Origin of the sequence: Streptomyces sp. NBC_00654 (assembly GCF_026341775.1) — a bacterium.
Classification (GTDB): domain Bacteria; phylum Actinomycetota; class Actinomycetes; order Streptomycetales; family Streptomycetaceae; genus Streptomyces.
The window spans coordinates 1620793-1643594 of sequence record NZ_JAPEOB010000001.1; the positions used below are offsets into that span (position 1 = coordinate 1620793).

At 71.1% G+C, this 22802-nt stretch carries 19 protein-coding genes and 1 pseudogene; 16 read left to right on the forward strand and 4 right to left on the reverse strand.

Features of this window, described 5'->3' with window-relative positions:
* Positions 1-6: 6 nt before the first annotated feature.
* From OHA98_RS07075 to OHA98_RS07110, 8 genes are all read left to right on the forward strand, one after another.
* Positions 7-1065, forward strand: coding sequence for an ABC transporter ATP-binding protein (locus tag OHA98_RS07075; RefSeq protein WP_266923442.1), 1059 nt, complete (start codon positions 7-9; stop codon positions 1063-1065).
* Positions 1058-2200 carry an ABC transporter ATP-binding protein gene (locus OHA98_RS07080; RefSeq protein WP_266923444.1) on the forward strand — a complete coding sequence of 381 codons (1143 nt, stop codon included), beginning with the start codon at positions 1058-1060 and terminating at the stop codon, positions 2198-2200. Before OHA98_RS07075 ends, OHA98_RS07080 begins: the two co-directional genes overlap by 8 nt.
* 153 nt (positions 2201-2353) lie before the next feature.
* Entirely contained in the window at positions 2354-3985 is a 1632-nt protein-coding gene (locus OHA98_RS07085; protein WP_266923446.1) for an ABC transporter substrate-binding protein, read from the forward strand.
* 110 nt (positions 3986-4095) lie between these two features.
* A complete protein-coding gene (locus tag OHA98_RS07090; RefSeq protein ID WP_266923448.1) occupies positions 4096-5019 on the forward strand; it encodes an ABC transporter permease in 924 nt (307 codons plus the stop codon).
* The gene (locus OHA98_RS07095) at positions 5012-5989 is read left to right on the forward strand and encodes an ABC transporter permease (RefSeq protein ID WP_266923450.1); all 978 of its coding nucleotides are present in this window, start codon (positions 5012-5014) and stop codon (positions 5987-5989) included. The genes OHA98_RS07090 and OHA98_RS07095 overlap by 8 nt, the downstream gene beginning before the upstream one ends.
* A 13-nt stretch (positions 5990-6002) precedes the next feature.
* Positions 6003-6980: an ABC transporter ATP-binding protein gene (locus OHA98_RS07100; protein ID WP_266923452.1), complete on the forward strand. Its 978-nt coding sequence runs from the start codon at positions 6003-6005 to the stop codon at positions 6978-6980.
* The gene (locus OHA98_RS07105) at positions 6970-8256 is read left to right on the forward strand and encodes an ABC transporter ATP-binding protein (protein WP_266923454.1); all 1287 of its coding nucleotides are present in this window, start codon (positions 6970-6972) and stop codon (positions 8254-8256) included. Before OHA98_RS07100 ends, OHA98_RS07105 begins: the two co-directional genes overlap by 11 nt.
* Before the next feature lie 348 nt (positions 8257-8604).
* Entirely contained in the window at positions 8605-9780 is a 1176-nt protein-coding gene (locus OHA98_RS07110) for a hypothetical protein (RefSeq protein WP_266923456.1), read from the forward strand.
* 96 nt (positions 9781-9876) lie between these two features.
* Here the strand turns inward: OHA98_RS07110 and OHA98_RS07115 are convergent, their stop codons facing one another.
* Entirely contained in the window at positions 9877-12003 is a 2127-nt protein-coding gene (locus OHA98_RS07115; protein ID WP_266923458.1) for a S9 family peptidase, read from the reverse strand.
* Positions 12004-12168: 165 nt separating this feature from the next.
* Here OHA98_RS07115 and OHA98_RS07120 point away from each other — a divergent pair, with 165 nt between their 5' ends.
* From OHA98_RS07120 to OHA98_RS07145, 6 genes and pseudogenes are all read left to right on the forward strand, one after another.
* Complete coding sequence (locus tag OHA98_RS07120; RefSeq protein WP_003966517.1) at positions 12169-12363, forward strand: hypothetical protein; 195 nt, start codon at positions 12169-12171, stop codon at positions 12361-12363.
* Positions 12364-12490: 127 nt separating this feature from the next.
* Entirely contained in the window at positions 12491-13474 is a 984-nt protein-coding gene (gene mshB, locus OHA98_RS07125; RefSeq protein WP_266923460.1) for an N-acetyl-1-D-myo-inositol-2-amino-2-deoxy-alpha-D-glucopyranoside deacetylase, read from the forward strand.
* Positions 13471-13935 carry a DUF6113 family protein gene (locus OHA98_RS07130; RefSeq protein ID WP_266923462.1) on the forward strand — a complete coding sequence of 155 codons (465 nt, stop codon included), beginning with the start codon at positions 13471-13473 and terminating at the stop codon, positions 13933-13935. The genes mshB and OHA98_RS07130 overlap by 4 nt, the downstream gene beginning before the upstream one ends.
* A 175-nt stretch (positions 13936-14110) precedes the next feature.
* The gene (locus OHA98_RS07135) at positions 14111-16141 is read left to right on the forward strand and encodes a hypothetical protein (protein ID WP_266923463.1); all 2031 of its coding nucleotides are present in this window, start codon (positions 14111-14113) and stop codon (positions 16139-16141) included.
* A 129-nt stretch (positions 16142-16270) separates the two neighbouring features.
* Positions 16271-16774, forward strand: a pseudogene (locus OHA98_RS07140) (ABC transporter ATP-binding protein); the annotation flags it as partial.
* Between the two features lie 24 nt (positions 16775-16798).
* Positions 16799-17011, forward strand: a complete 213-nt coding sequence (locus tag OHA98_RS07145; RefSeq protein WP_266927776.1) for a response regulator transcription factor — start codon at positions 16799-16801, stop codon at positions 17009-17011.
* 28 nt (positions 17012-17039) lie between these two features.
* On the opposite strand, the gene OHA98_RS07150 is transcribed toward OHA98_RS07145, so the two are convergent.
* On the reverse strand, positions 17040-17702 hold the full coding sequence (locus OHA98_RS07150; RefSeq protein WP_266923465.1) for a response regulator transcription factor: 663 nt from the start codon (positions 17700-17702) through the stop codon (positions 17040-17042).
* On the reverse strand, positions 17699-18985 hold the full coding sequence (locus OHA98_RS07155; RefSeq protein WP_266923467.1) for a sensor histidine kinase: 1287 nt from the start codon (positions 18983-18985) through the stop codon (positions 17699-17701). The genes OHA98_RS07150 and OHA98_RS07155 overlap by 4 nt, the downstream gene beginning before the upstream one ends.
* Before the next feature lie 134 nt (positions 18986-19119).
* Between OHA98_RS07155 and OHA98_RS07160 the strand changes: the two genes are divergently transcribed.
* Together OHA98_RS07160 and OHA98_RS07165 are read left to right on the forward strand one after the other, a co-directional pair.
* On the forward strand, positions 19120-20034 hold the full coding sequence (locus tag OHA98_RS07160) for an ABC transporter ATP-binding protein (RefSeq protein WP_266923469.1): 915 nt from the start codon (positions 19120-19122) through the stop codon (positions 20032-20034).
* A complete protein-coding gene (locus OHA98_RS07165; protein ID WP_266923471.1) occupies positions 20031-20876 on the forward strand; it encodes an ABC transporter permease in 846 nt (281 codons plus the stop codon). The genes OHA98_RS07160 and OHA98_RS07165 overlap by 4 nt, the downstream gene beginning before the upstream one ends.
* Positions 20877-21002: 126 nt before the next feature.
* Here the strand turns inward: OHA98_RS07165 and OHA98_RS07170 are convergent, their stop codons facing one another.
* Complete coding sequence (locus tag OHA98_RS07170; RefSeq protein WP_266923473.1) at positions 21003-22778, reverse strand: coagulation factor 5/8 type domain-containing protein; 1776 nt, start codon at positions 22776-22778, stop codon at positions 21003-21005.
* Positions 22779-22802: the final 24 nt, after the last annotated feature.

Here is a 22802-nt window from a genome sequence, read left to right on the forward strand (position 1 = left end):
GCGTTCGTGACTATCATCGACAAGACGGCACACGTCCCCGAGCCGCGGGATTCCGTCAAGGGCGACGGTCCGCTGCTGGACGTCCGCGATCTGCACGTGGAGTTCCACACCCGCGACGGTGTGGCCAAGGCGGTCAACGGTGTGAACTACACCGTCAGCGCCGGCGAGACGCTCGCGGTGCTCGGCGAGTCCGGTTCCGGCAAGTCCGTGACCGCGCAGACCATCATGGGCATCCTCGACATGCCGCCCGGCAAGATCACCCAGGGTGAGATCCTCTTCCGCGGCCAGGACATGCTCAAGATGTCCAACGAGGAGCGCCGGAAGATCCGCGGCCGGAAGATCGCGATGATCTTCCAGGACGCGCTCTCCTCGCTGAACCCGGTCCTGACCGTCGGCTACCAGCTCGGCGAGATGTTCCGGGTCCACCAGGGCCTGTCCAAGAAGGCCGCCAAGGCCAAGGCCATCGCGCTGATGGACCAGGTCAAGATCCCGGCCGCAGCGGCCCGTATCTCCGACTACCCGCACCAGTTCTCCGGCGGTATGCGCCAGCGCATCATGATCGCCATGGCGCTGGCCCTGGAGCCGGACCTGATCATCGCGGACGAGCCGACCACCGCGCTCGACGTGACGGTGCAGGCCCAGGTCATGGACCTGCTCGCGGAGCTCCAGCGCGAGTACAACATGGGCCTGATCCTGATCACCCACGACCTCGGCGTGGTCGCCGACGTCGCGGACAAGATCGCCGTGATGTACGCGGGCCGGATCGTGGAGACGGCACCGGTCGGCGAGCTGTACAGCCGCCCGGCCCACCCCTACACCAAGGGTCTGCTGGACTCGATCCCGCGCCTGGACCAGAAGGGCCAGGAGCTCTACGCGATCAAGGGTCTGCCGCCGAACCTCACGCGCATCCCCTCCGGCTGTGCGTTCAGCCCGCGGTGCCCGAAGGTGCAGGACATCTGCCGTACGGACACCCCGGCCCTGCTCCCGGTGACCGAGCAGGACGGCACCGAGCTGGACGGCCGCGGCAGCGCGTGCCACTTCTGGAAGGAGACGATCCATGGCTGAGCTCAAGAAGGAGCCCGTGGACGCCACCCCGAACGTCTCCGACGTCGAGACCGTGCACGCCGCGACCGAGGCCGAGGCGGTCGCCGCCATCGACGCGCCGGTCTCCCAGGGGGAGCCGATCCTCCAGGTGCGCAACCTGGTCAAGCACTTCCCGCTGACCCAGGGCATCCTCTTCAAGAAGCAGGTCGGTGCGGTCAAGGCCGTCGACGGGATCTCCTTCGATCTCTACGCGGGCGAGACCCTGGGCATCGTGGGCGAGTCCGGCTGTGGCAAGTCCACGGTCGCCAAGCTCCTGATGACGCTGGAGCGCGCCACCGCCGGTGAGGTCTTCTACAAGGGCCAGGACATCACCAAGCTGTCCGGCCGCGCGCTGAAGGCCGTGCGCCGCAACATCCAGATGGTGTTCCAGGACCCGTACACCTCGCTGAACCCGCGTATGACGGTCGGCGACATCATCGGGGAGACCTTCGAGATCCACCCCGAGGTGGCCCCGAAGGGTGACCGCCGCCGCCGGGTGCAGGAGCTGCTGGACGTCGTCGGGCTCAACCCGGAGTACATCAACCGGTACCCGCACCAGTTCTCCGGCGGTCAGCGCCAGCGCATCGGCATCGCCCGCGGCCTCGCGCTCAACCCGGAGATCATCATCTGCGACGAGCCGGTCTCCGCGCTCGACGTGTCGGTGCAGGCCCAGGTCATCAACCTGATGGAGAAGCTCCAGGACGAGTTCAACCTGTCCTACCTCTTCATCGCGCACGACCTGTCGATCGTGCGGCACATCTCGGACCGGGTCGGCGTCATGTACCTCGGCAAGATGGCCGAGATCGGTACGGACACCGAGATCTACGACCACCCGACGCACCCCTACACCCAGGCGCTGCTGTCGGCCGTCCCGGTGCCGGACCCGTCGGCGCGCGAAGGCCGTGAGCGGATCATCCTGAGCGGTGACGTTCCGTCACCGGCGAACCCGCCGTCCGGCTGCCGGTTCCGTACCCGCTGCTGGAAGGCGGAGGACAAGTGCGCCACGGAGATGCCCCTGCTGGCCATCCCCGAGCGCTTCAAGTCCTCCACCACCCCGGCCGCGCACGAGTCCGCGTGCCACTTCGCCGAGGAGCGGGACGTCGTGCACGCGGCGTGATCCTCCCGAGTACGTGAGCGAGAGGCGCCCGGTCCCCCTTGGGGGGCCGGGCGCCTTCGCGTGTGCCCGTACGGGGTAAGCGAAAATGCGATAGGCCATCAAATGGGGTGATATAGGGCATTGAGCTACTCAATGGACTCTAGGAGGCACTTCATGCGCGGAGCCACACAGGCCAGGTGGGCCGCATGTGCGGTGGCTGTCGCCCTGACAGCGACGGCCTGCGGCGGCGGGGACAGTGACAGTGGCGGTGGTGGCGCCGACGGGATCGTGAGCTCCTCCTGGGGCGATCCGCAGAATCCGCTGGAGCCCGCGAACACCAACGAGGTGCAGGGCGGCAAGGTCCTCGACATGGTCTTCCGGGGTCTCAAGAGGTACGACCCGAAGACCGGCGAGGCCACCGACATGCTCGCCGAGAAGATCGAGACGACGGACTCGCAGAACTTCACGATCACGATCAAGGACGGCTGGACGTTCTCCAACGGCGAGAAGATCACCTCCAAGTCCTTCGTCGACGCCTGGAACTACGGCGCCGCGCTGAAGAACAACCAGAAGAACGCCTACTTCTTCCAGTACATCGACGGCTACGACAAGGTGCACCCGGAGAGCGGCACCGCCAGTGCGGCCGCCCTCGCCGGGCTCAAGATCGTCAATGACAGGACCTTCACGGCCAAGCTCAGCCAGAAGTTCTCGCTGTGGCCCGACACCCTCGGCTACCCGGCGTTCGCCCCACTGCCCCAGCAGTTCTTCACGGACCACGACGCCTGGCTGTCCAAGCCGGTGGGCAACGGCCCGTACACCATCGACAAGTACGCCAAGGGCTCGTCGATGAACCTGCGCAAGTGGGACGAGTACCCCGGCGACGACAAGGCGCAGAACGGCGGCATCGACCTCAAGGTCTACACGGACAACAACACCGCCTACACCGACCTGACGGCCGGCAACCTCGACCTCGTCGACGATGTGCCCGCCTCCCAGCTCAAGAACGTCAAGGCGGACCTCGGCGACCGCTACATCAACACCCCGGCCGGCATCATCCAGACCCTCGCCTTCCCCTTCTACGAGAAGGCCTGGGACACCCCGGACGGGGCCAAGGTCCGCCAGGGCCTGTCGATGGCGATCAACCGGGTGCAGATCACCGACCAGATCTTCCAGAAGACCCGCACTCCCGCCTCCGACTGGACCTCCCCGGTCCTCGGCGCGGACGGCGGCTTCAAGGAGGGGCTGTGCGGCAAGGAGTGCACGTACGACAAGACCGCGGCCAAGAAGCTGATCGAGGAGGGCGGTGGCATCCCCGGCGGCCAGCTCAAGATCTCGTACAACGCGGACACCGGCTCCCACAAGGAATGGGTCGACGCCGTCTGCAACAGCATCAACAACGTCATGGGCGACAACAAGGCCTGCGTCGGCGGCCCGGTCGGCACCTTCGCCGACTTCCGCAGCCAGGTCTCCCAGCAGAAGCTGTCCGGCGCCTGGCGCGCGGGCTGGCAGATGGACTACCCGCTGATCCAGAACTTCCTGCAGCCGGTCTACTACACCAACGCCCCGTCCAACGACGGCAAGTGGAGCGACCAGAAGTTCGACGACCTGGTCGACCAGGCGAACGCCGAGACCGACAAGGCGAAGGCCGTCTCCACCTTCCAGGACGCGGAGAAGATCCTCGTCCAGCAGATGCCCGTCATCCCGCTCTGGTACCAGAACGGCAGCGCCGGCTACTCGGACCGGGTCTCGAACGTCGCGCTGAACTCCTTCAGCGTCCCGGTCTACGAAGAGATCAAGGTCAAGTGACCCCCTGACACCGGGTGGCGGGGGCGTCCCGAGCGCCCCCGCCACCCGGCCCGGGGCACGCCACGGTCTCCCCTTCCCCCGCCTGTTCGCCCCGACCCCCGGAGCCCCTCATGGGACGTTATGTGATCCGGCGGCTGCTGCAGATGATCCCCGTCTTCTTCGGCACCACGCTGTTGATCTTCCTCATGGTGAACGTGATGGGCGACCCCATCGCGGGCCTCTGCGGCGACCGCCAGTGCGACCCGGCCACCGCCGCGCAACTGGAGGCGGAGTTCGGCCTCGACAAGCCGGTCTGGCAGCAATACCTGACCTATATGGGCAACGTCTTCACCGGCGACTTCGGCACCGCGTTCAACGGGCAGCCGGTCACCGAGCTGATGGCCACCGCCTTCCCCATCACCATCCGGCTCACCATCATCGCGATCGTCTTCGAGATCGTCATCGGCATCAGCCTCGGCGTCGTCACCGGCCTGCGCCGGGGCCGGCCCATCGACACCACCGTGCTGATCCTCACCCTGGTCGTCATCTCCATCCCGACCTTCGTCACCGGTCTGCTGCTCCAGCTCCTCCTCGGCGTCGAATGGGGCATCATCAAGCCCTCCGTGTCGCCCGAGGCCCCCGTCAACGAGCTGCTCATCCCCGGACTCGTGCTCGCCTCGGTCTCACTGGCCTACGTCACCCGGCTCACCCGGACCTCGATCGCCGAGAACGCCCGCGCCGACTACGTACGCACCGCCGTCGCCAAGGGGCTGCCCCGGCGCCGCGTGGTCGTCCGGCACCTGCTGCGCAACTCGCTGATCCCCGTCGTCACCTTCATCGGTACGGACGTGGGCGCCCTGATGGGCGGGGCGATCGTCACCGAGCGGATCTTCAACATCCACGGCGTCGGCTATCAGCTCTACCAGGGCATCCTGCGCCAGAACTCCCAGACCGTCGTCGGGTTCGTCACCGTACTCGTCCTCGTCTTCCTGGCGGCCAACCTGATCGTCGACCTCCTGTACGCCGTACTCGACCCGAGGATCCGCTATGCCTGAGCCGCTGTCATCGGACGGAGCGATCTCCCCGGCGGGAGCCGGCGCCGGGATGGACCTCGCCCTGGAGGAGGGGGTGACCCTGGAGAAGACACCGGGCGGACCCGAGGGGATGGGCCCGTCCGGCAAACCGCACAGCCTGTGGTCCGACGCCTGGCGGGACCTTCGCCGCAACCCCGTCTTCATCATCTCCGGGCTGGTCATCCTCTTCCTGGTCATCATCTCCATCTGGCCGTCGCTGATCGCGAGCGGCGACCCGCTCCAGGCCAACCTGGACGACGCGCAGAAGGGCTCCGAACCGGGCCACCCCTTCGGCTTCGACCCGCAGGGCCGCGACGTCTACACCCGGGTCGTCTACGGCACCCGGACCTCCGTGACCGTCGGCGTCTGCGCCACCTTCGGCGTCGCGATCCTGGGCAGCGTGCTCGGCGGCCTGGCCGGCTTCTTCGGCGGCTTCTGGGACGCGATCCTCTCCCGGATCACCGACGTCTTCTTCGGTATCCCGGTGGTCCTCGGCGGTCTCGTCTTCCTCTCCGTCGTCACCAGCTCCACCGTCTGGCCCGTCGTCGGCTTCATCGTCCTGCTGGGCTGGCCCCAGATCGCCCGCATCGCCCGCGGCTCGGTGATCACCGCGAAGCAGAACGACTACGTCCAGGCCGCCCGCGCGCTGGGCGCCTCCAACACCCGGATGATGCTGCGCCACATCACCCCCAACGCCATCGCGCCGGTCATCGTCGTAGCGACGATCGCGCTCGGTACGTACATCTCGCTGGAGGCGACCCTCTCGTACCTGGGCGTCGGCCTGAAGGACCCCGCCGTGTCCTGGGGCATCGACATCTCCGCCGCGTCCAACTACATCCGCAACGCCCCGCACATGCTGCTCTGGCCCGCCGGAGCGCTGGCGGTCACCGTGCTCGCGTTCATCATGCTCGGCGACGCGGTGCGCGACGCCCTCGACCCCAAGCTGCGCTGAGGAGTCCGTTGCCATGCTGCTGGAAGTGCGCGATCTGCACGTGGAGTTCCACACCCGCGACGGCGTGGCCAAGGCCGTCAACGGGGTCAACTACTCGGTCTCCGAGGGGGAGACGCTCGCCGTCCTGGGCGAGTCCGGCTCCGGGAAGTCGGTCACCGCCCAGGCGATCATGGGCATCCTCGACATGCCGCCCGGGCGGATCGGCGGCGGCGAGATCCTCTTCAAGGGCCGCGATCTGCTGAAGCTCAAGCCGGAGGAGCGCCGAAAGGTCCGCGGCCAGGAGATGGCGATGATCTTCCAGGACGCGCTGTCCTCGCTGAACCCGGTCCTGACGGTGGGCGAGCAGCTCGGCGAGATGTTCGTCGTGCACCGGGGGATGTCCCGCAAGAACGCCCGCGCCAAGGCCATCGAGCTGATGGACCGGGTCCGTATCCCGGCCGCCAAGGAGCGGGTCGGGAACTATCCGCACCAGTTCTCCGGCGGTATGCGCCAGCGCATCATGATCGCCATGGCGCTGGCCCTGGAGCCCTCCCTGATCATCGCCGACGAACCCACCACCGCGCTCGACGTGACGGTGCAGGCCCAGGTCATGGATCTGCTCGCGGAGCTCCAGCGCGAGCTGAACATGGGCCTGATCCTGATCACCCACGACCTCGGCGTGGTCGCCGACGTCGCGGACAAGATCGCCGTGATGTACGCGGGCCGGATCGTCGAGACCTCCCCGGTCCACGAGATCTACCGGGCCCCGGCCCACCCCTACACCAAGGGCCTGCTCCGTTCCATCCCGCGGCTGGACCAGAAGGGCCGGGAGCTGTACGCGATCAAGGGCCTGCCGCCCAACCTGCTGCACATCCCGCCCGGCTGTGCCTTCAACCCCCGCTGCCCGATGGCCCAGGCCGTGTGCCGCACCGACGAGCCGCCGCTGTACGACGTGGCCGAGCACCGTCAGAGCGCCTGCCACTTCTGGAAGGAGACGCTCGATGCACGCTGACCACTCCGGCGGACGCAAGCAAGCACGCGAGGAGGGCGAGGTGGCCGCCACCCTGCTGTCCAAGGCGCGGGAGCGGACGGCGTACGCGAACGGCGACCCGATCCTGGAGGTCCGGGACCTCGTCAAGCACTACCCGCTGACCCAGGGCATCCTGATCAAGAAACAGATCGGGGCCGTCAAGGCCGTCGACGGGGTCAGCTTCGACCTCGCGGCCGGCGAGACCCTGGGCATCGTGGGGGAGTCCGGCTGCGGCAAGTCGACCGTGGCCCGGATGCTGGTCCACCTGGAACGGCCGACGGCGGGCGCGATCCGCTACAAGGGCGAGGACATCACCAAGCTGTCCGGCCGGGCGCTGAAGACCGTGCGCCGCAACATCCAGATGGTGTTCCAGGACCCGTACACCTCGCTGAACCCGCGTATGACGGTCGGCGACATCATCGGGGAGCCGTACGAGATCCACCCCGAGGTCGCCCCCAAGGGCAGCCGGCGCCAGAAGGTCCAGGACCTGCTGGACGTCGTCGGGCTCAACCCGGAGTACATCAACCGCTATCCGCACCAGTTCTCCGGCGGTCAGCGCCAGCGCATCGGCATCGCCCGCGGCCTCGCGCTCAACCCCGAGATCATCGTGGCCGACGAGCCGGTCTCCGCGCTCGACGTCTCCGTCCAGGCACAGGTGGTCAACCTGCTGGACCGGCTCCAGGCGGAGTTCAACCTCAGCTTCGTTTTCATCGCCCACGACCTGTCGATCGTCCGGCACATCTCCGACCGGGTCGGGGTGATGTATCTGGGCCGGATCGTCGAGATCGGCACCGACGCGGAGATCTACGACCACCCCACGCACCCGTACACCCAGGCGCTGCTCTCGGCCGTCCCGGTGCCGGACCCGATGGCCCGCGAGTACCGCGAGCGGATCATCCTGCACGGCGACGTGCCCTCGCCCGCGCACCCGCCGTCCGGCTGCCGCTTCCGCACCCGGTGCTGGAAGGCCCAGGAGCGGTGTGAGCTGGAGGTGCCGCTGCTGGCGGTCCCGGCGGTGTTCCGGCTGGTGGACAGTCCGGCGAAGCACGATTCGGCCTGCCACTTCGCGGAGGAGAAGCGGGTGGTGCCGACGGAGGGACAGCTGGACCCCCAGGACGGGACCCAGGACGGGACCCAGGACGGGACCCAGGACGGGAACCCGGGCCCGGATGTGGAGGCCCCCGGCACGGCACTCAGGAAAGGCCGGCCGCCGCAGGACGAGGACCCTTCCGCGCCGGAGCCGGAAAACGGTCCGTGACTCCGCTCGGAAAACACCGGAAACGGTCCGCGGATTACGGGGAGCCGCCGGATGAATATCTCGCGGAAGGAATCCGGCCGGAATCCGGAAAGATTCCGAACCGGAATGCGGAGCCGGGCGGCATACGGCGACAAATGCGCACCGGATTCGTTAACACGGAGGCAACTCGACTGTCGCCGCACCGATATACGAACGCTCCACGATGAACAGCGTACGGCCGTGCGGGTGCCGTGAACCGGCCGGGGTGTCGTCATGTCGCCCCGGCCGGTTGCCCGTTCCCGTACCCCTGGCCGCGATTCCCTCCGGATCCCCTTGTTCATCGCCACGGGGCAGTGGAGTATCGCCGGTGTGACGTTGACTCGGGGAGCAAGAATCACCGGCGCCGTGCTGTGCGCGGTACTCGCGCTGATTGCGGCGGGCTGGATAGTGCGGGACCTCAGGGCCCTCGGCGGACCGGTCGAGCTGTGGGAGTACTGGGCCGGCTACATGGACTCCCGGCCGAAGGGAGTGCCCGCGACCTCGCGGGACGGCGCGGTGCTGCTCGTGGTCTACGTGCTGGCCGCCGTCGCCGCGCTGCGGTCCTCCGTCGCCGCCTCGGCGCTGGTCGCCACCGGGGTGGTCACCCTGGCCGTGCGGCTCCCCGGCATCTGGATCATCGGCGCCTCCTGGATGGACGGTTCCTACGCGGACGAGCTGCGCACCCGCGCGATGATCGGCACCTTCGTGGCCCTGGCGGCCGCGCTCGCGCTGATCATCACCGGTGCGGCGGGCCGCCGTCCCGCGGACGAGACCGGCGGGGAGCGGCCCACCAGGCCCGGCCGGGGCGTCTCGGCCCTCGCCTTCCTGGTGCTGGGTGCCATGGGGGCGGTCTACCTCGCGTGGGAGATCCGGCAGGCGTTCACCCTGCCGTCCTCCGTCTACCCCGACTGGTACACCGGAGGGGAGCGGATCCGGGTCGCGCTGACCGACGTGCCGCCCGGCTGGAGCAGCGTGTCCGTCGCCCTGCTCTGTCTGGTCGCCGCCTTCAGCGCCCTCGTCCACGCGGTCCACACCCGGCCGTTGGGCCTGATCGCCGGAGGGTTCGTGCTCTCCTCGGGCGTCCTGGGCGTCGCCCGCACGGTCCACCACGACATGCTGGACGACTTCGCCGACATGGGGACCGAGCTCCAGCTGAACATGCTGACCATGTTCTTCTCGGTCCTCGCCGGGGCGGTGACGCTGATCGCCCTGGCCCGCAGGGGCGTCGAGCAGGTCCCCGGCGGGAACCAGGGCTACGGCCCCGGCGGCTGGGGCCAGGGCTGGGGACCCGGCGCCGCGCCCGGTCAGGGAGCCGGACCGGGGTACGGACCGGGATACGCGCCGCCGGCCGGGCAGGGTCCGGGATACGGCTACCCGCCCGTCCCCGGCCAGGCGCCCGGCTACGGCTACCCGCAGGGCGGGCCCGCCGCCGCGCCGGGCACCCCGCCCGCCGGCCCGCCCGGCTACGGCCCGCCGCCGCCCTCCTCCCCGCCGCCCGGCTGGTGACGGGGCCCTCCGGGCGCCCTCGGGTGCCCGGAGGCCCGGAGAGGGCCCGGCGACGGCGCGGGAAGCCCGGCCGCGCGGGCCTGCCCCGGCCGGCTCTCAGCCGGTCTTCAGGCCCAGGGACCGCTTGAGGAAGTCCACCTGGAGCAGCAGCAGGTTCTCCGCCACCTGCTCCTGCGGGGTCATGTGCGTCACCCCGCTCAGCGGCAGCACCTCGTGCGGCCGGCCCGCGGCGAGCAGCGCCGAGGACAGCCGCAGGGCGTGGGCGACCACCACGTTGTCGTCCGCCAGGCCGTGCACGATCATCATCGGCCGCATCTCGTCGGCGGGTTCGGACAGCCCGTCGTCCGTCATCAGGGCGTTGCGCGCGTACACCTCGGGCTGCTCGGCGGGGTCGCCGAGATAGCGCTCGGTGTAGTGGGTGTCGTACAGCCGCCAGTCGGTGACCGGCGCGCCCACGACCGCCGCGTGGAAGACGTCCGGGCGCCGCAGCACCGCGAGCCCCGCCAGATAGCCGCCGAAGGACCAGCCGCGGATCGCGACGCGGGACAGATCCAGCGGAAAGCGCCCGGCGAGCGCGTGCAGTGCCTCGATCTGGTCGTCGAGGGTGAGCACGAAGTCGTCCCGGACCGCCTTCTCCCAGCCCGGTGAACGGCCCGGTGCGCCCCGGCCGTCCGCGACGACCACCGCGAATCCCTGGTCGGCGAACCACTGGGACGTCAGATGCGCGTTGTGCGCGGCGACCACCCGGCGGCCGTGCGGCCCGCCGTACGGATCCATCAGAACCGGAAGCGGACCGTCCGACTCCTGATAGCCCGTGGGAAGCAGCACGGCGCACGGAATCCGCCGTGCGCCCCCCTCGGTGAGCGTCACCCGGGCGGACAGCACCGGTTCCTGGGCAAAGTTCGCGATCCGGGCGATCGGCTTGCCGTCCCGGAGCACCTGCACGGCGGCCCCCGGCCGCTCCGGCGACGCCGAGACCAGCACCGTCAGCGCACCGGACCGGACCGCCGAATGCACCCCCTCGCCCTCGGAGATCCGCTCGACGCCCAGCTCGTTGACCCGGTACACATGGCTCTGCCCGGTCTCCGCGACGGCCGCCTCCTCGCCCGCCGTCGCCGACACCAGGACATCCGACTCACCGATGTCCAGCACCGCCTGGATGTGCAACTGGGCCCCCGTCAGCGGCCGGTCGCCCACCGCGAGCACCCGCGCGCCGCCCTCGTCGGCGATCCGTACGAGCCGCCCGTCCGGTGCCCACGCGGGCACCCCGGGGAAAAGATCAAGCCATACCGGGTCCTCGTCGGCATGCACGGTCCGCGTCGCACCGCTCTCGGTGTCCACCGCCACATACCGCTGGCCGCGCTGGTCCCGGGCCTGCACCAGCAGCAGCGGAGCACCCGCCGACGACCAGTGCACCTGGGCGAGATACGGGTACTGCGCCCGGTCCCAGACCACCTCGGTACGGGCCCCGTCCAGGTCCATCAGGAAGAGCCGCACATCGGCGTTGGGCGTCCCCGCGGCCGGGTAGGCGACCTCGGCGGGCCTGCGCTCCGGATGCGCCGGATCGGCGATCCACCAACGCTGTACGGGGCTGTCGTCGGCGCGGGCCACCAGCAGCCGGTCCGATTCCGGCGACCACCAGAAGCCCCGGAAGCGGTGCATCTCCTCGGCCGCGACGAACTCCGCGAGGCCGTAGGTGACGTCGGGGGCCTCCGGTTCGGCGACCGCCCGGTCGTTCTCGCCGGCCGCGCACACGACCCGCAGCGCACCCTTCGTCACATAGGCGATGTGCCGTCCGTCGGGGGACGGCCGCGGGTCGATCACCGGACCCGGCACCGGCAGCGCCCGTGCCGTCCCGGCCCGCAATTCGGCCACGTACACCTTTCCGGAGAGGGCGAACGCCGCCAACTCGGCGGCGCTGTCGACCGCGTAGCCGACGATGCCCGCCGACCCCTCCCGGGTCCGTTCGCGCCGGGCCCGCTCCTGGGGCGACAGCTTCTCCGCCGAACCGCCCAGCAGGGCTTCGGGGTCGGCGGCCAGGCGCTCCTCGCCGGTCGCCGGGTCCAGCACCCAGAGCCGGTTGGTCCGGTCGGTGCCCGAGGACGAGCGAAGGAAAATCACCCGCGTCTCATCCGGTGAGACGGTGAACGCGCGCGGTGCGCCGAGAGTGAACCGTTGGGTCCGTGCGTGCTGGCGGGGAAAAGACAGCTTCTGCGAGGTCATGGCTCCGAACTTAGCCCCGGGGAACGGTTCGTGCGCCCCTCGTGCTGCCGTGCCCCGATCAATGCCTTGGCACGGATAGTTATGATCCGTAGCGCTCGGTGGGTATGAACCTGCTGGCTCCACGTGTGCTGCCCGTCCCGACCGTACTGATGGAGGTGAACCGCCGTGGCGCTCTCGATTTCGGCGGTAGTGCTGCTGGCGATCATCGTCTTCCTGCTGATCCGGAAATCCGGACTGAAGGGCGGACACGCGGTGGTCTGCATGCTGCTGGGGTTCTACATCGCGAGTTCGTCCATCGCGCCGACCATCTCCGATCTGACGAGCAACGTGGCGGGGATGATCGGCAGCATCAAGTTCTGACTGTGTGCGCCCGTCTTCTGACCGTGTGCGCTCGGCTTCTGCCCGCGCACCGGTCGATGCCGGGTATCTGAGCCCCAGCCCCGGATGCCGGACCCCGGACCCGGGGCCGGGCTCGTAGGGTGTCCTCATGAAGGACCTTCCCGCGCGCCGGCTGCTCCTGGTGCACGCGCACCCCGACGACGAGTCGATCAACAACGGCGCCACCATGGCCAGGTACGCGGCCGAGGGTGCCCACGTCACGCTGGTGACGTGCACGCTCGGCGAGGAGGGCGAGATCATCCCGCCCGCGCTCGCCCACCTCGCCGCCGACCGGGACGACACGCTGGGGGCCCACCGCATCGGTGAACTCACCGCCGCGATGCGGGAGCTCCGCGTGTCCGATCACCGCTTCCTCGGCGGCCCGGGACGGTTCCGCGACTCCGGCATGATGGGCGCCGCGCAGAACCACCGGCCCGGAGCGTTCTGGGACACCGCCGTCGACGACGCCGCCGCCCCGCTCGTCGGGGTGATCCGGGAGGTCCGCCCCCAGGTCCTCGTCACCTACGACCCCGACGGCGGCTACGGGCACCCCGACCACATCCAGGCGCACCGGGTCGCGATGCGCGCCGCGGAGCTCGCCGCCGACCCGGCGTACGGCACCGGCCCCGGCACCGCCGCACCCCACGCGATCGCGAAGATCTACTGGAACCGGGTGCCCCGGCCGGTGGCCGAGGCGGGCTTCGAGCGGCTGAGGGCCACCGCCCCGGACGCCTTCGCGGGCATCGCCGCCGTCGACGACGTGCCGGGTGTGGTCGAGGACGCGCGGATCACCGCGGAGATCGACGGCTCGGCGTACGCGGAGGCGAAGACGGCCGCCCTGCGCGCCCATGCCACCCAGATCGCGGTCCAGGGCCCCTTCTTCGCCCTCTCGAACGACCTCGGGCAGCCCGTCTTCACGACGGAGTACTACGAGCTGGTGCACGGGGTTCCGGGGGCCGGAGGGGAGGCCCGGGAGACGGACCTCTTCGCGGGTCTGCCCGAAGCGGAGCACGGACCGGAGCACGGACCGGACACGGAGCACGGACCGCACGGCGTGCCGGACGCGGCAGAGGCACCCGGAGCGCGGGCATGAGCGACGGCAAGGACAAGGTGCGGGCCCAGGCGCGTTCGCCGCGCACCAACGCACCGCCCAGGAGCCCGCGGCCCACCGGTCTCGCCGCGCCGCTGAACCCCTCCCGGATCGCCGCCTACGTCGGCCTCGCGGTGCTGGGGGCGCTGGTCGCGCTGGCCGGATCGTTTGTCCAGGCGGCCTGGTTCCCCGGCGGACTGCTGCTCGCCCTGGCCGCGTCCGCGGGAGTCTTCTACGGCGGCCGGACGCTGTTCGGGACCCAGCTCGGCGCGCTGGCACCGGGCGCGGGCTGGCTCGTCGCGGTGATCGTCCTGCTGGGCGGCCGGCCCGAGGGCGACTATGTCTTCGGGGACGAACTCGGCCTGACGCTCTTCCTGCTCGGCGGGACGGCCGTCGCTGTGATCTGTGCCACCACCTCCAGGCTGCCCCGGCCGGCCACCGACACGGGCCGGTCCGGTACGTGATGTGCCATGTCCGATCCCGGAATGACCCTCACGGGTGTGATGCGGGGGTGGAGGTTTTCCCCGGTCGCGAAATGTCCTTCGGCGGCGGCCAGTATGGTGGTGCGCGCGCCGAGCCGTCCCCTGGCCTGCGGCATGGGGGAAGTACGGGCGGCGGAGCCAATCGGGAGAACCTGCTTTGAGTCGTGAAACTGACAGTTCGTCCTCCGGGCCCCAGGGGCGCGGCGGAGCCGCGTACCCGTCGGGTACGCCGCCGTACGGATCCCGCCAGTATCCGTCGCAGGACGGTCCGGGCGAGGCCCCGGACCCTGCGGACCCGCCCCGGCCCGAGGAACCCAGAACCGAGACGACGCTGACGACGCGTATCCGGATCAACATCCCCGGTTCGCGCCCCATCCCGCCGGTCGTGATGCGTACGCCGATGGGCGAGGGCGACACCTCCGGCGGCCGTCCCGAGTCCGAGCGCACGGGCAGCTCCGTGCGTCCCGGCACGCTCCCGCCCGGGTTCGCGCCCGCGGCGGACGGCGCGGGCTCCGGCGGGCCGGACCCGGAGGCGCGGGACGGCGCCGCCGAGCCGCCCGCCGCCAGGCCGGGCAAGGAGAAGAGCGGCAGCGACTGGTTCGCCCCGCGCAAGACCCCGACGACCACCTCGGTGGCCGGCCCCGCCGGAGCCGGTACGGGGGCCGGGGCCACCCCGCCCCGTGCCGACCTGCCGTACTTCTCGGACGGCCCGCAGCCCGGCGGCAGCGCCCTGGACGAGTTCGGCGACCGGGCTCCCGGCGGGGGCCCCAGGGCCACGCCGAACCTCGGGGTGCGCACCCCGGGCCCGTCCGGTCCCACCACGGGTCCGGCCACCGGCAGTTCGTTCCTGACCCCCGACCTCGGGGGAGTCCACGGCATCGGCGGCCCGGCGGGCTCCGGTCCGTCGGGGCCGGGCGGTCCCGGTGCCCCGGGCCCCGGTGGGCCCGGTCCGATGGTGCCCGGTGCCCCCGGCGGTGTACCGCCGCGGATGTCGGACGACACCGCGATACTGACCCCGCAGGCCCCGGCCCCCGAGCCCGGCCCCGGCGGCCATGTCTCCGGTAACACGCTCACCAGCGGCATCCCCGTCGTGCCGAGCGAGCCCCGCTCGTCGTTCCCGAGCCGGCCCGGCGGAGCCGACGGCACGGGACCGGGCCCGATGGGCAGCGGACCCGCCGGTGCGTCCGTCCCGGCGCCCGGACCCGCCGCCCGCCCGGCCCCGAAGGCCGCGCCCGCCAAGAAGGGCCGCTCCAAGCTGGTCCTGCTCGGCGCGGGTGCCGTCGTGCTGCTCGGTGTCGCGTACGGCGCGGGGCTCGTGATGAACCACTCCGAGGTTCCCAAGGGCACCACGGTGCTCGGCGTCGACATCGGCGGCGGCACGAAGGAGGAGGCGGTCGGCACGCTCGAAGCCGCCCTCGGCAAGCGTGCCCAGGCTCCCCTCCAGCTGTCCGTGGACGGCAAGAAGGAGACGCTCGTCCCGGAGAAGGCCGGTCTCACCCTGGACAGCCAGGCGACCGTGCGTGCTGCCGCGGGCAGCGACTACAACCCGGTCTCGGTGATCGGTTCCCTGTTCGGCGGCGAGCGTCCGGCCGACCCGGTGATCCCGGTCGACGAGGAGAAGCTCGGGGTCGCGCTGACCGACCTGGCGGGCGTCTCCGGCTCCGCGACCGAGGGCACGATCAAGTTCGAGCCGTACAAGGCCGTCGCCGTACCGGGCAAGGCGGGCAAGGCGCTGGACGTCAACCAGTCCCTGATCTCCGTGCGGGACGCCTACCGGGCCCAGGTGCAGACCGGGAAGGCGGGCGTCGTCGAACTGCCCGTCGCCACGCACGAACCCACCATCACCCAGGCCGAACTGGACCGGGCGATGAAGGAGTTCGCCAAGCCCGCGATGTCCGGTCTGATCCTCATCAAGGCCGGTCCCAAGCAGATCCTGTTCGGCCCGGCGAAGTCCCTGCCGAAGATCCTGTCCATGAAGGCGATCGACGGCCGGCTCGTCGACCACTACGACAAGCAGGCCATCGACACCCTGTGCGACGGAGTCTTCGACGGTGTCATGGCGGTCAAGGGCGACGGCAAGAAGCACCAGGTCAGCGCGGACGACGTGGCCCAGGCCATCAAGACCGCACTGGCGGGGAAGACCGCGGCCGAGCGCACCGTCACGATCGATCTGACGGGCCAGGGCTGACCGGCCGCCGCCCGTAAGCACCCGCGTACGCACCCGCGCACACGCCCCGCCCCCGGCCGGAACCCTCCGGCCGGGGGCGGCGTCGTACGCCCGTCATCGGCCCGGCATGACATCTGTCATCCCACATTTACGACCCTCGATCTGCTCCTCGGGCTGCGCACCCCCGACTCCGGTACGGTCCGGCTCTTCGGCACCGGCCCCCGGGAGGCGATCGTCGCGGGCCGGGTCGGCGCGATGCTCCAGAGCGGCGGCCTGATGGAGGACGTCACCGTCGGGGAACTGGTCCGCCTCGTCCGCGGGCTGCACCCCAGGCCGTATCCGGTGGACGAGGTGCTCGCCAGGGCCGGGATCGCACAGATCGCCGGACGGATGGTCAACAAGCTCTCCGGCGGCCAGGAACAGCGCGTACGGTTCGCGCTCGCCACCGCCGGGGACAGCGATCTGATCGTCCTCGACGAGCCGACGACCGGCATGGACGTCACCGCCCGCCAGGCCTTCTGGGCCACCATGCGCGAGCAGGCGGGCCAGGGCCGTACCGTCCTGTTCGCCACCCACTACCTCGAAGAGGCCGACGCGATCGCGGACCGTGTCCTCGTCCTGCACAAGGGCCGCCTCCTCGCCGACGGCAGCGCGAGGTGGCCGCCCAGGTCGCCCGCGGTGACGAGGTTCTGGCCGCCGCCCGCGAACACCGACCGCGAGCGCGATGTGCTGCGCGCGGCGGCCGACGGCTCCACCAACGCGGAGATCGCGAGCGCGCTGCACCTCTCGCAGGGGACCGTGCGCAACTACCTCTCCACGGCCATCCAGAAGATGGTGGCCCGCAACCGGGCGGAAGCCGTCCGGATCGCCCGCGAGAAGGGCTGGCTGTAGCGGGCGGGCGACGGGCCGTCCGGGCGGCTCACCGGCCGGTGGCCGACACCAGCCCCGCCTCGTAAGCGATGATCACCAGCCGCACCCGGTCCCGGGCGTCCAGCTTGGTGAGCAGCCGGGACAGATACGTCTTCGCGGTGGCGACGCTGATGTTCAGCCGCTCGGCGATCTCGGTGTTGGACAGACCGTTCCCGACCAGGGTCAGCACCTCGCGCTCGCGCTCGGTGACCGCGGAGAGCGGCCGCGCGGCAGGCGACGGTGCGGCCGGGCGTCCGGCGAAGTCCTTGATCAGACGGCGGGTGACGCTCGGCGAGATCAGGGCGTCCCCGGCGGCGACGACCCGGATCGCGGCGAGGATGCCGTCCAGCGCCATGTCCTTGACCAGGAAGCCGGACGCACCGGCGCGCAGGGCCCCGTAGACGTACTCGTCGTCGTCGAACGTCGTCAGGACGACGACCTGCGCGGCCGTGGGGCCCCCGGTGATCAGGGAGGTCGCCTCGATGCCGTCCATGCCCGGCATCCGGATGTCCATCACCACGACATCGGGGCGCAGTTCGGCGGTCAGCCGGACCGCCTCCGCACCCGTACCGGCCTCACCGACGACCTCGACGTCGGGGGTGCCGGTGATGACCATGTTCAGCGCGGCCCGTACGAGCGGCTGGTCGTCGGCGAGGACGACACGGACGCTCATCGTCCGGCCCCCGCCGGTACCGGCAGCCGGACCGCGACCCGGAAGCCGCCCGAGGGGACCGGCGCGGCGCTGAACTCGCCCTTCAGCAGCGCCACCCGCTCCCGCATGCCGACCAGGCCGAATCCGCTCTCCGGCGAACTCCCGCCGCCCCGGCCGCTGTCGGTGATCTCGATGGCCAGCTCCTCGGCGCCGTAGCCGACGGACACCCGGCAGGAGCCGGTGGCCGCGTGCCGCACCACGTTGGTGACCGACTCCTGGATGATCCGGAACGCCGACAGGTCGATGTCCGGCGGCAGCGGCCGCCGCTCACCGTGCCACCGCACGTCCACCCGGACCCCGGCGCCGGTCGTCGCCGCGGCCAGCCGCTCGACGTCCGCGAGGCCCTCGGCGGGCCGCGACGGTGCCGGTCCGTCCCGCCGTACGTCCGCGTGGGGCTCCGGTACTCGCCGGGGACCGGCGGCGGGCTCAGGCACCAGCCCCTGCCCGTCCGCCGGTTCGGGCTGCCGCAGGGCGACGAGCATCCGGCGCAGCCCAGCCAGCGTCTCCCGCCCGGCCAGTTCCACCACCGTCATCGCCTCGCGCGCCGCGTCGGGCCGGGTGTCGACGACCCGGGCCGCCGCACCGGCCTGAAGGGCGATGATGCCGATGCTGTGCGCGACGCTGTCGTGCATCTCGCGGGCGATCCGCAGCCGTTCGGCGGTGACCGCCTGCGCCGCCGCGCGGGCCGTCAGCTCCCGTGCGTACTCGCGTGTCCGGCGCACCGACAGCCCGGCCAGACAGGCGATCACCGACAGCAGGGTGAAGGTCTCCCAGGAGGTCCAGCTCGTGTCGGCGCTGTGCGGGAACCGCAGGGGCAGGCCCAGCAGGGAGCGCAGCAGCGCATGGCCGGGCAGCGCCGCGACGGTCAGGACGAAGGCGGGCGCCCAGGTGCGGCGCGGCCGGGTCGCCACGATGACGCCGAGCGCGATGTCCAGGGCCAGATGGTGGAGGAACGCGAGCCCCACCGAGTCCACCGCCAGCGCGGCCCCGAGCGAGCCGGTGACCAGCAGGGCGAGCGCGGCCAGGGGCCGCGTGGACAGCCGTCCGCAGCCCGTCAGCGCCAGGAGGGCGGCCGCCGCCAGGAGCAGCCAGTCCCCGGCGTCCAGAAGGCGGACGCCCTGCGGCATCCCCGGAATCCCGAACTGCGCACGGATCGAGGAGAGTGTGGCGGCGCACCACAGGAAGGCCGCCCAGGCGGCCGGCGACAGCCGGTTGAGCAGCGGGAGGGACGGCTTCGTGGGCATGGGGGCGATCGTAGCCAGGCGCTCCCGCGGTGCCATCCGCCCACGGATGTACACCCCTGGCCGACAGGCGGCCCCGACGGGTGTCAGCGGTGGGCCGATGACGCGCGGGTGCGGCCGGCGGCACCGTGGTCACCGTGATCGAAGTCAAGGGACTCACCAAGCGATACGGGGCGGCCACCGCCGTCAGCGACCTCACGTTCACCGTGTGCCCCGGCCGGGTCACCGGTTTCCTGGGCCCCAACGGCGCGGGCAAGACCACCACCCTGCGGATGCTGCTCGGCCTGGTCGAGCCCACGTCCGGAACGGCCACTCTGGACGGGCGGCCGTTCCGCGAGCGCCCGCGCGGACTGCGGCACGTCGGCGCGCTCCTCGACGCGGGCGACGTCCACGGCGGGCGCACGGCCCGCGCCCATCTGTCCGCGCTGGCCCGCGGTAACGGCATCCCGCGCAGCCGGGTCGACGAAGTGCTCCGGGACGCGGGGCTGGCCGGTGCGGCCCGCCGCCGCATCGGGGGCTTCTCCCTCGGGATGCGCCAGCGCCTCGGCATCGCCACCGCGCTGCTCGGCGACCCTCCGGTGCTCCTGTTCGACGAACCGCTCAACGGGCTCGACCCGGAAGGGGTGCTGTGGGTGCGCGGCCTGTTCCGCGGGCTCGCCGCCGAGGGCCGCACCGTGTTCGTCTCCAGCCATCTGATGACCGAGATGGAGAGCACCGCCGACCACCTCGTCGTCATCGGCCGGGGCCGGCTGATCGCCGCGGAGAGCCTCGCACGGTTCGCGGCCCGGGGCACCGGGTCCGGCGTGAGCGTACGCACCCCGGACGCCGCCCGGCTCGCGGCGCTGCTGGAGGCGGAGGGCGCCTCGGTGCGGCGCGGGCCGGAGGACGGCCCGCTCTCGGTGACCGGTATGGACGCGGCCCGGGTCGGTGAACTCGCCTTCCGGCACCGCGTGCAGCTGCATGAACTCCTCACCCGGAGCTCCTCCCTGGAGCAGGCCTTCATGGAACTGACGGCCGACAGCGTCGAATACCCCGCAGGAGACCCCCGATGACCGCGGAGACGACCGCGCCCGCCCGCCGTGCGACGGACACCGGCCCCCGCGCCCGCTTCACCGATCTGCTGGCCGCCGAGTGGATCAAGCTGTGGTCCCTGCGCTCGGCCCCCTGGGCGTATCTGGTCACCGCGCTGGTGGTCATCGGGTTCAACGTGGGCACGGCGTACGACCACTACACGTACTGGTACGAGCACGACGAGGGCCGGAGCGGCTTCGTCGCCGACGGCATGCCCCTGATGGACGCCTTCACCACGAACGCGGGCATGCTGCTGGCGCTGGCCACCGGTGCCATCGGCGCCGTGGCGGTCACCGCCGAGTACGGTTCCGGTCTGATCCGCACGACGTTCACCGCCGTCCCGGACCGCCGCTCGGTGATGGCGGCCAAGGCAGCCGTGCTCACCTCGGTCATGACGGTGTTCGGCGCGGTCGTCGCGGGGACGTCGTTCTGGCTGACCCAGGCGATCCTGTCCGGGCGGGACGCCGGGGTCTCCCTCGGCCACCCGGGTGCCCTGCGGGTCGTCGTGGCCTCGGCGCTGCTCGCCCCCGTGGCCGCGCTCACCGGTCTGGCGCTGGGCACCCTCGTCCGGCACGGCGCGGGCTCCGTGGTCACCTCCGTCGTGGTGCTGCTCCTGCTCCCGATGGTGATCGGCGACCGCCGGTATGTGACGGCGGTCCTCGCCCACGGCCTGCCGCTGAGCGCCTGGACCAAGCTGACCGATGTCCGGCACCTGCCCGTGCCGTTCCCGTGGACGAACGCGGGGGCGTGGACCGTGTACGCGGTGTGGGCGCTCGCGGCCGGGGCCGTCGCGGTCACGGCGGTGCACCGGCGCGACCAGTAGGGCGGTCCCCGGACGCCGACGGAGGTCCGCGGCGGGTACGCGAGCGGGGGACCGCGGGGTACGCGAGCGGGGTGGGGAGCCAGGACCGGCTCCCCACCCCGCCGTGGTGTCCTTCCCGCAGCCCCTCTACGGGAAGGACACCACCTGGGAGGGGATGGTGCTCGTACCGGACGTGGGGGATCCGGTGTTGTTGATGACGTGTTCGTACTGGCCCTGGCCGCCCAGGGAGACGACCAGCAGGTCGTGGAACCTCACGCCCGGCTTCACCGGCGCCTGGAATCCGTGTTGCTGCCGGATGGTCGGGTCGACGTTGAAGTAGCAGTAACTCCCCATGCCCCAGCCCTCATGGGTGGTGACGGAGTCGTCGACCTTGTAGGCGGCGTACCCCTTGATGTCGCCGTTCTGGATGGCGGCCTGGTCGGGGGCGTCGTACGCCTTCTCGTTCTGGAAGAAGACCGTCCGGCCCCGCTCGCCGGACCAGCGCACGTCGTACTTGTTGAAGTGCTCGACGAACAGGCCGGTGGCCAACACGTCGTCGCCCTTCACATGGACGCCGTGGTCGGCCCGGTTGGTCTCCCAGCCGACGCTCGCGCCGTGGTCCGCGCGCCAGACCCAGGTGTGGTCGATGATCGTGTCGTCGCTGTTGACGACGATGCTGGTCGTCGCCCTGCCGGGGCCGGCGCCGCCGATGCGTACGAACACGTCCTGGAGTGAGGTGGGGTTGGCCGAGTGGTCGGCGGACGCGCCCTCGGGCCCGACCTCCAGCAGCGTCTCGGAGTTGACCGGACCGGCGTCGATGAGCAGCCCGGCCAGCTTCACCCCGTCGACGTCCCCGACCTTGACCGCGGTGACCCCGTTGTCCGGAATGATCGTGGCGAGGCCGAGCCCGAGGACGACGGTGTCCGGCCGGTCGATCTCGATGGCCCGGTCGACGTGGTAGACGCCCGGCGTGAACAGGAGGTGCAGCCCCTGGTCCACGGCCTCGTTGATCGTGGCGGCGCTGGCACCCGGCTTGACCACGTAGAACCGCTCCAGGGGGATCGATTCGCCCTGCGGTGTCCCGTTGCCCCACGAAGTGCCGCGTGCCCCGGTGCGCTTGGCGGGGACGAAGACCTTGTAGGCGTCGCCGTCCAGGTGGAGGAAAGGCTTCTCGCGCGAGACCGGGGTGGTCTCCAGCGTGGTGTACGGGGGCTCCGGGAAGCTCTGCGCGGGTGCGCCCTCGACGCCGGAGAACGTCATGTTCCAGACGCCGTTGCCCCAGCCGCCGATGCTGCTGTCGCGCGTGTACCACTGCTGCTGCGAGTACGGCGAGACGGTGCCGTCGATCCTGCTGTCGGCGATGTAGCCGCCGCTGGCCCAGCCGTATCCGTCGGGGGCGAGGTTGAGCCCGCCCTTGACGTGCATCCGGCGGAAGGGCGCGGCCTGCGACACGGCCCACCGGTTGGTGCCGTTGACCGGCTTGAGGGCCAGGTTCTCCGCCGAACGCCAGAAGTTCTGTGTGGCGTTGCCGTTGAACCACCCGGCGTCGACGGTCACATCACCGTTGAACGTGGTGTCGTCGGGGTTGAGACCCAGCCCGGCGATCGAGGTGTAGAAGCCGAGCTGGGCGTTGATGTGGTCGTACGTGCCCGGCTTGAACATCAGCGCGTAGCGGTCGCTGCCGAACTGCGCCGACTCCTGCTTCTTGAAGATCTCGTCGACCTTGGCCTGGATGCCGGGCGTCGACGGATCGAAGACCAGCACATTGGGGCCGAGATCGCCGCCGCCGGGAACGGCTGCGGCCTCCTCGCCGAACGCCGGACCGGCGGTGGGGACGGCGATGATCAGCGAGAGCGCGAACGCGGCGAGTCCGCGAAGGCGTGAGCGGCGGTGTCCGCCGGCTGACGTGGGGGGAGCATGCATGACGGTACGTCTCCTGGGGTCGTG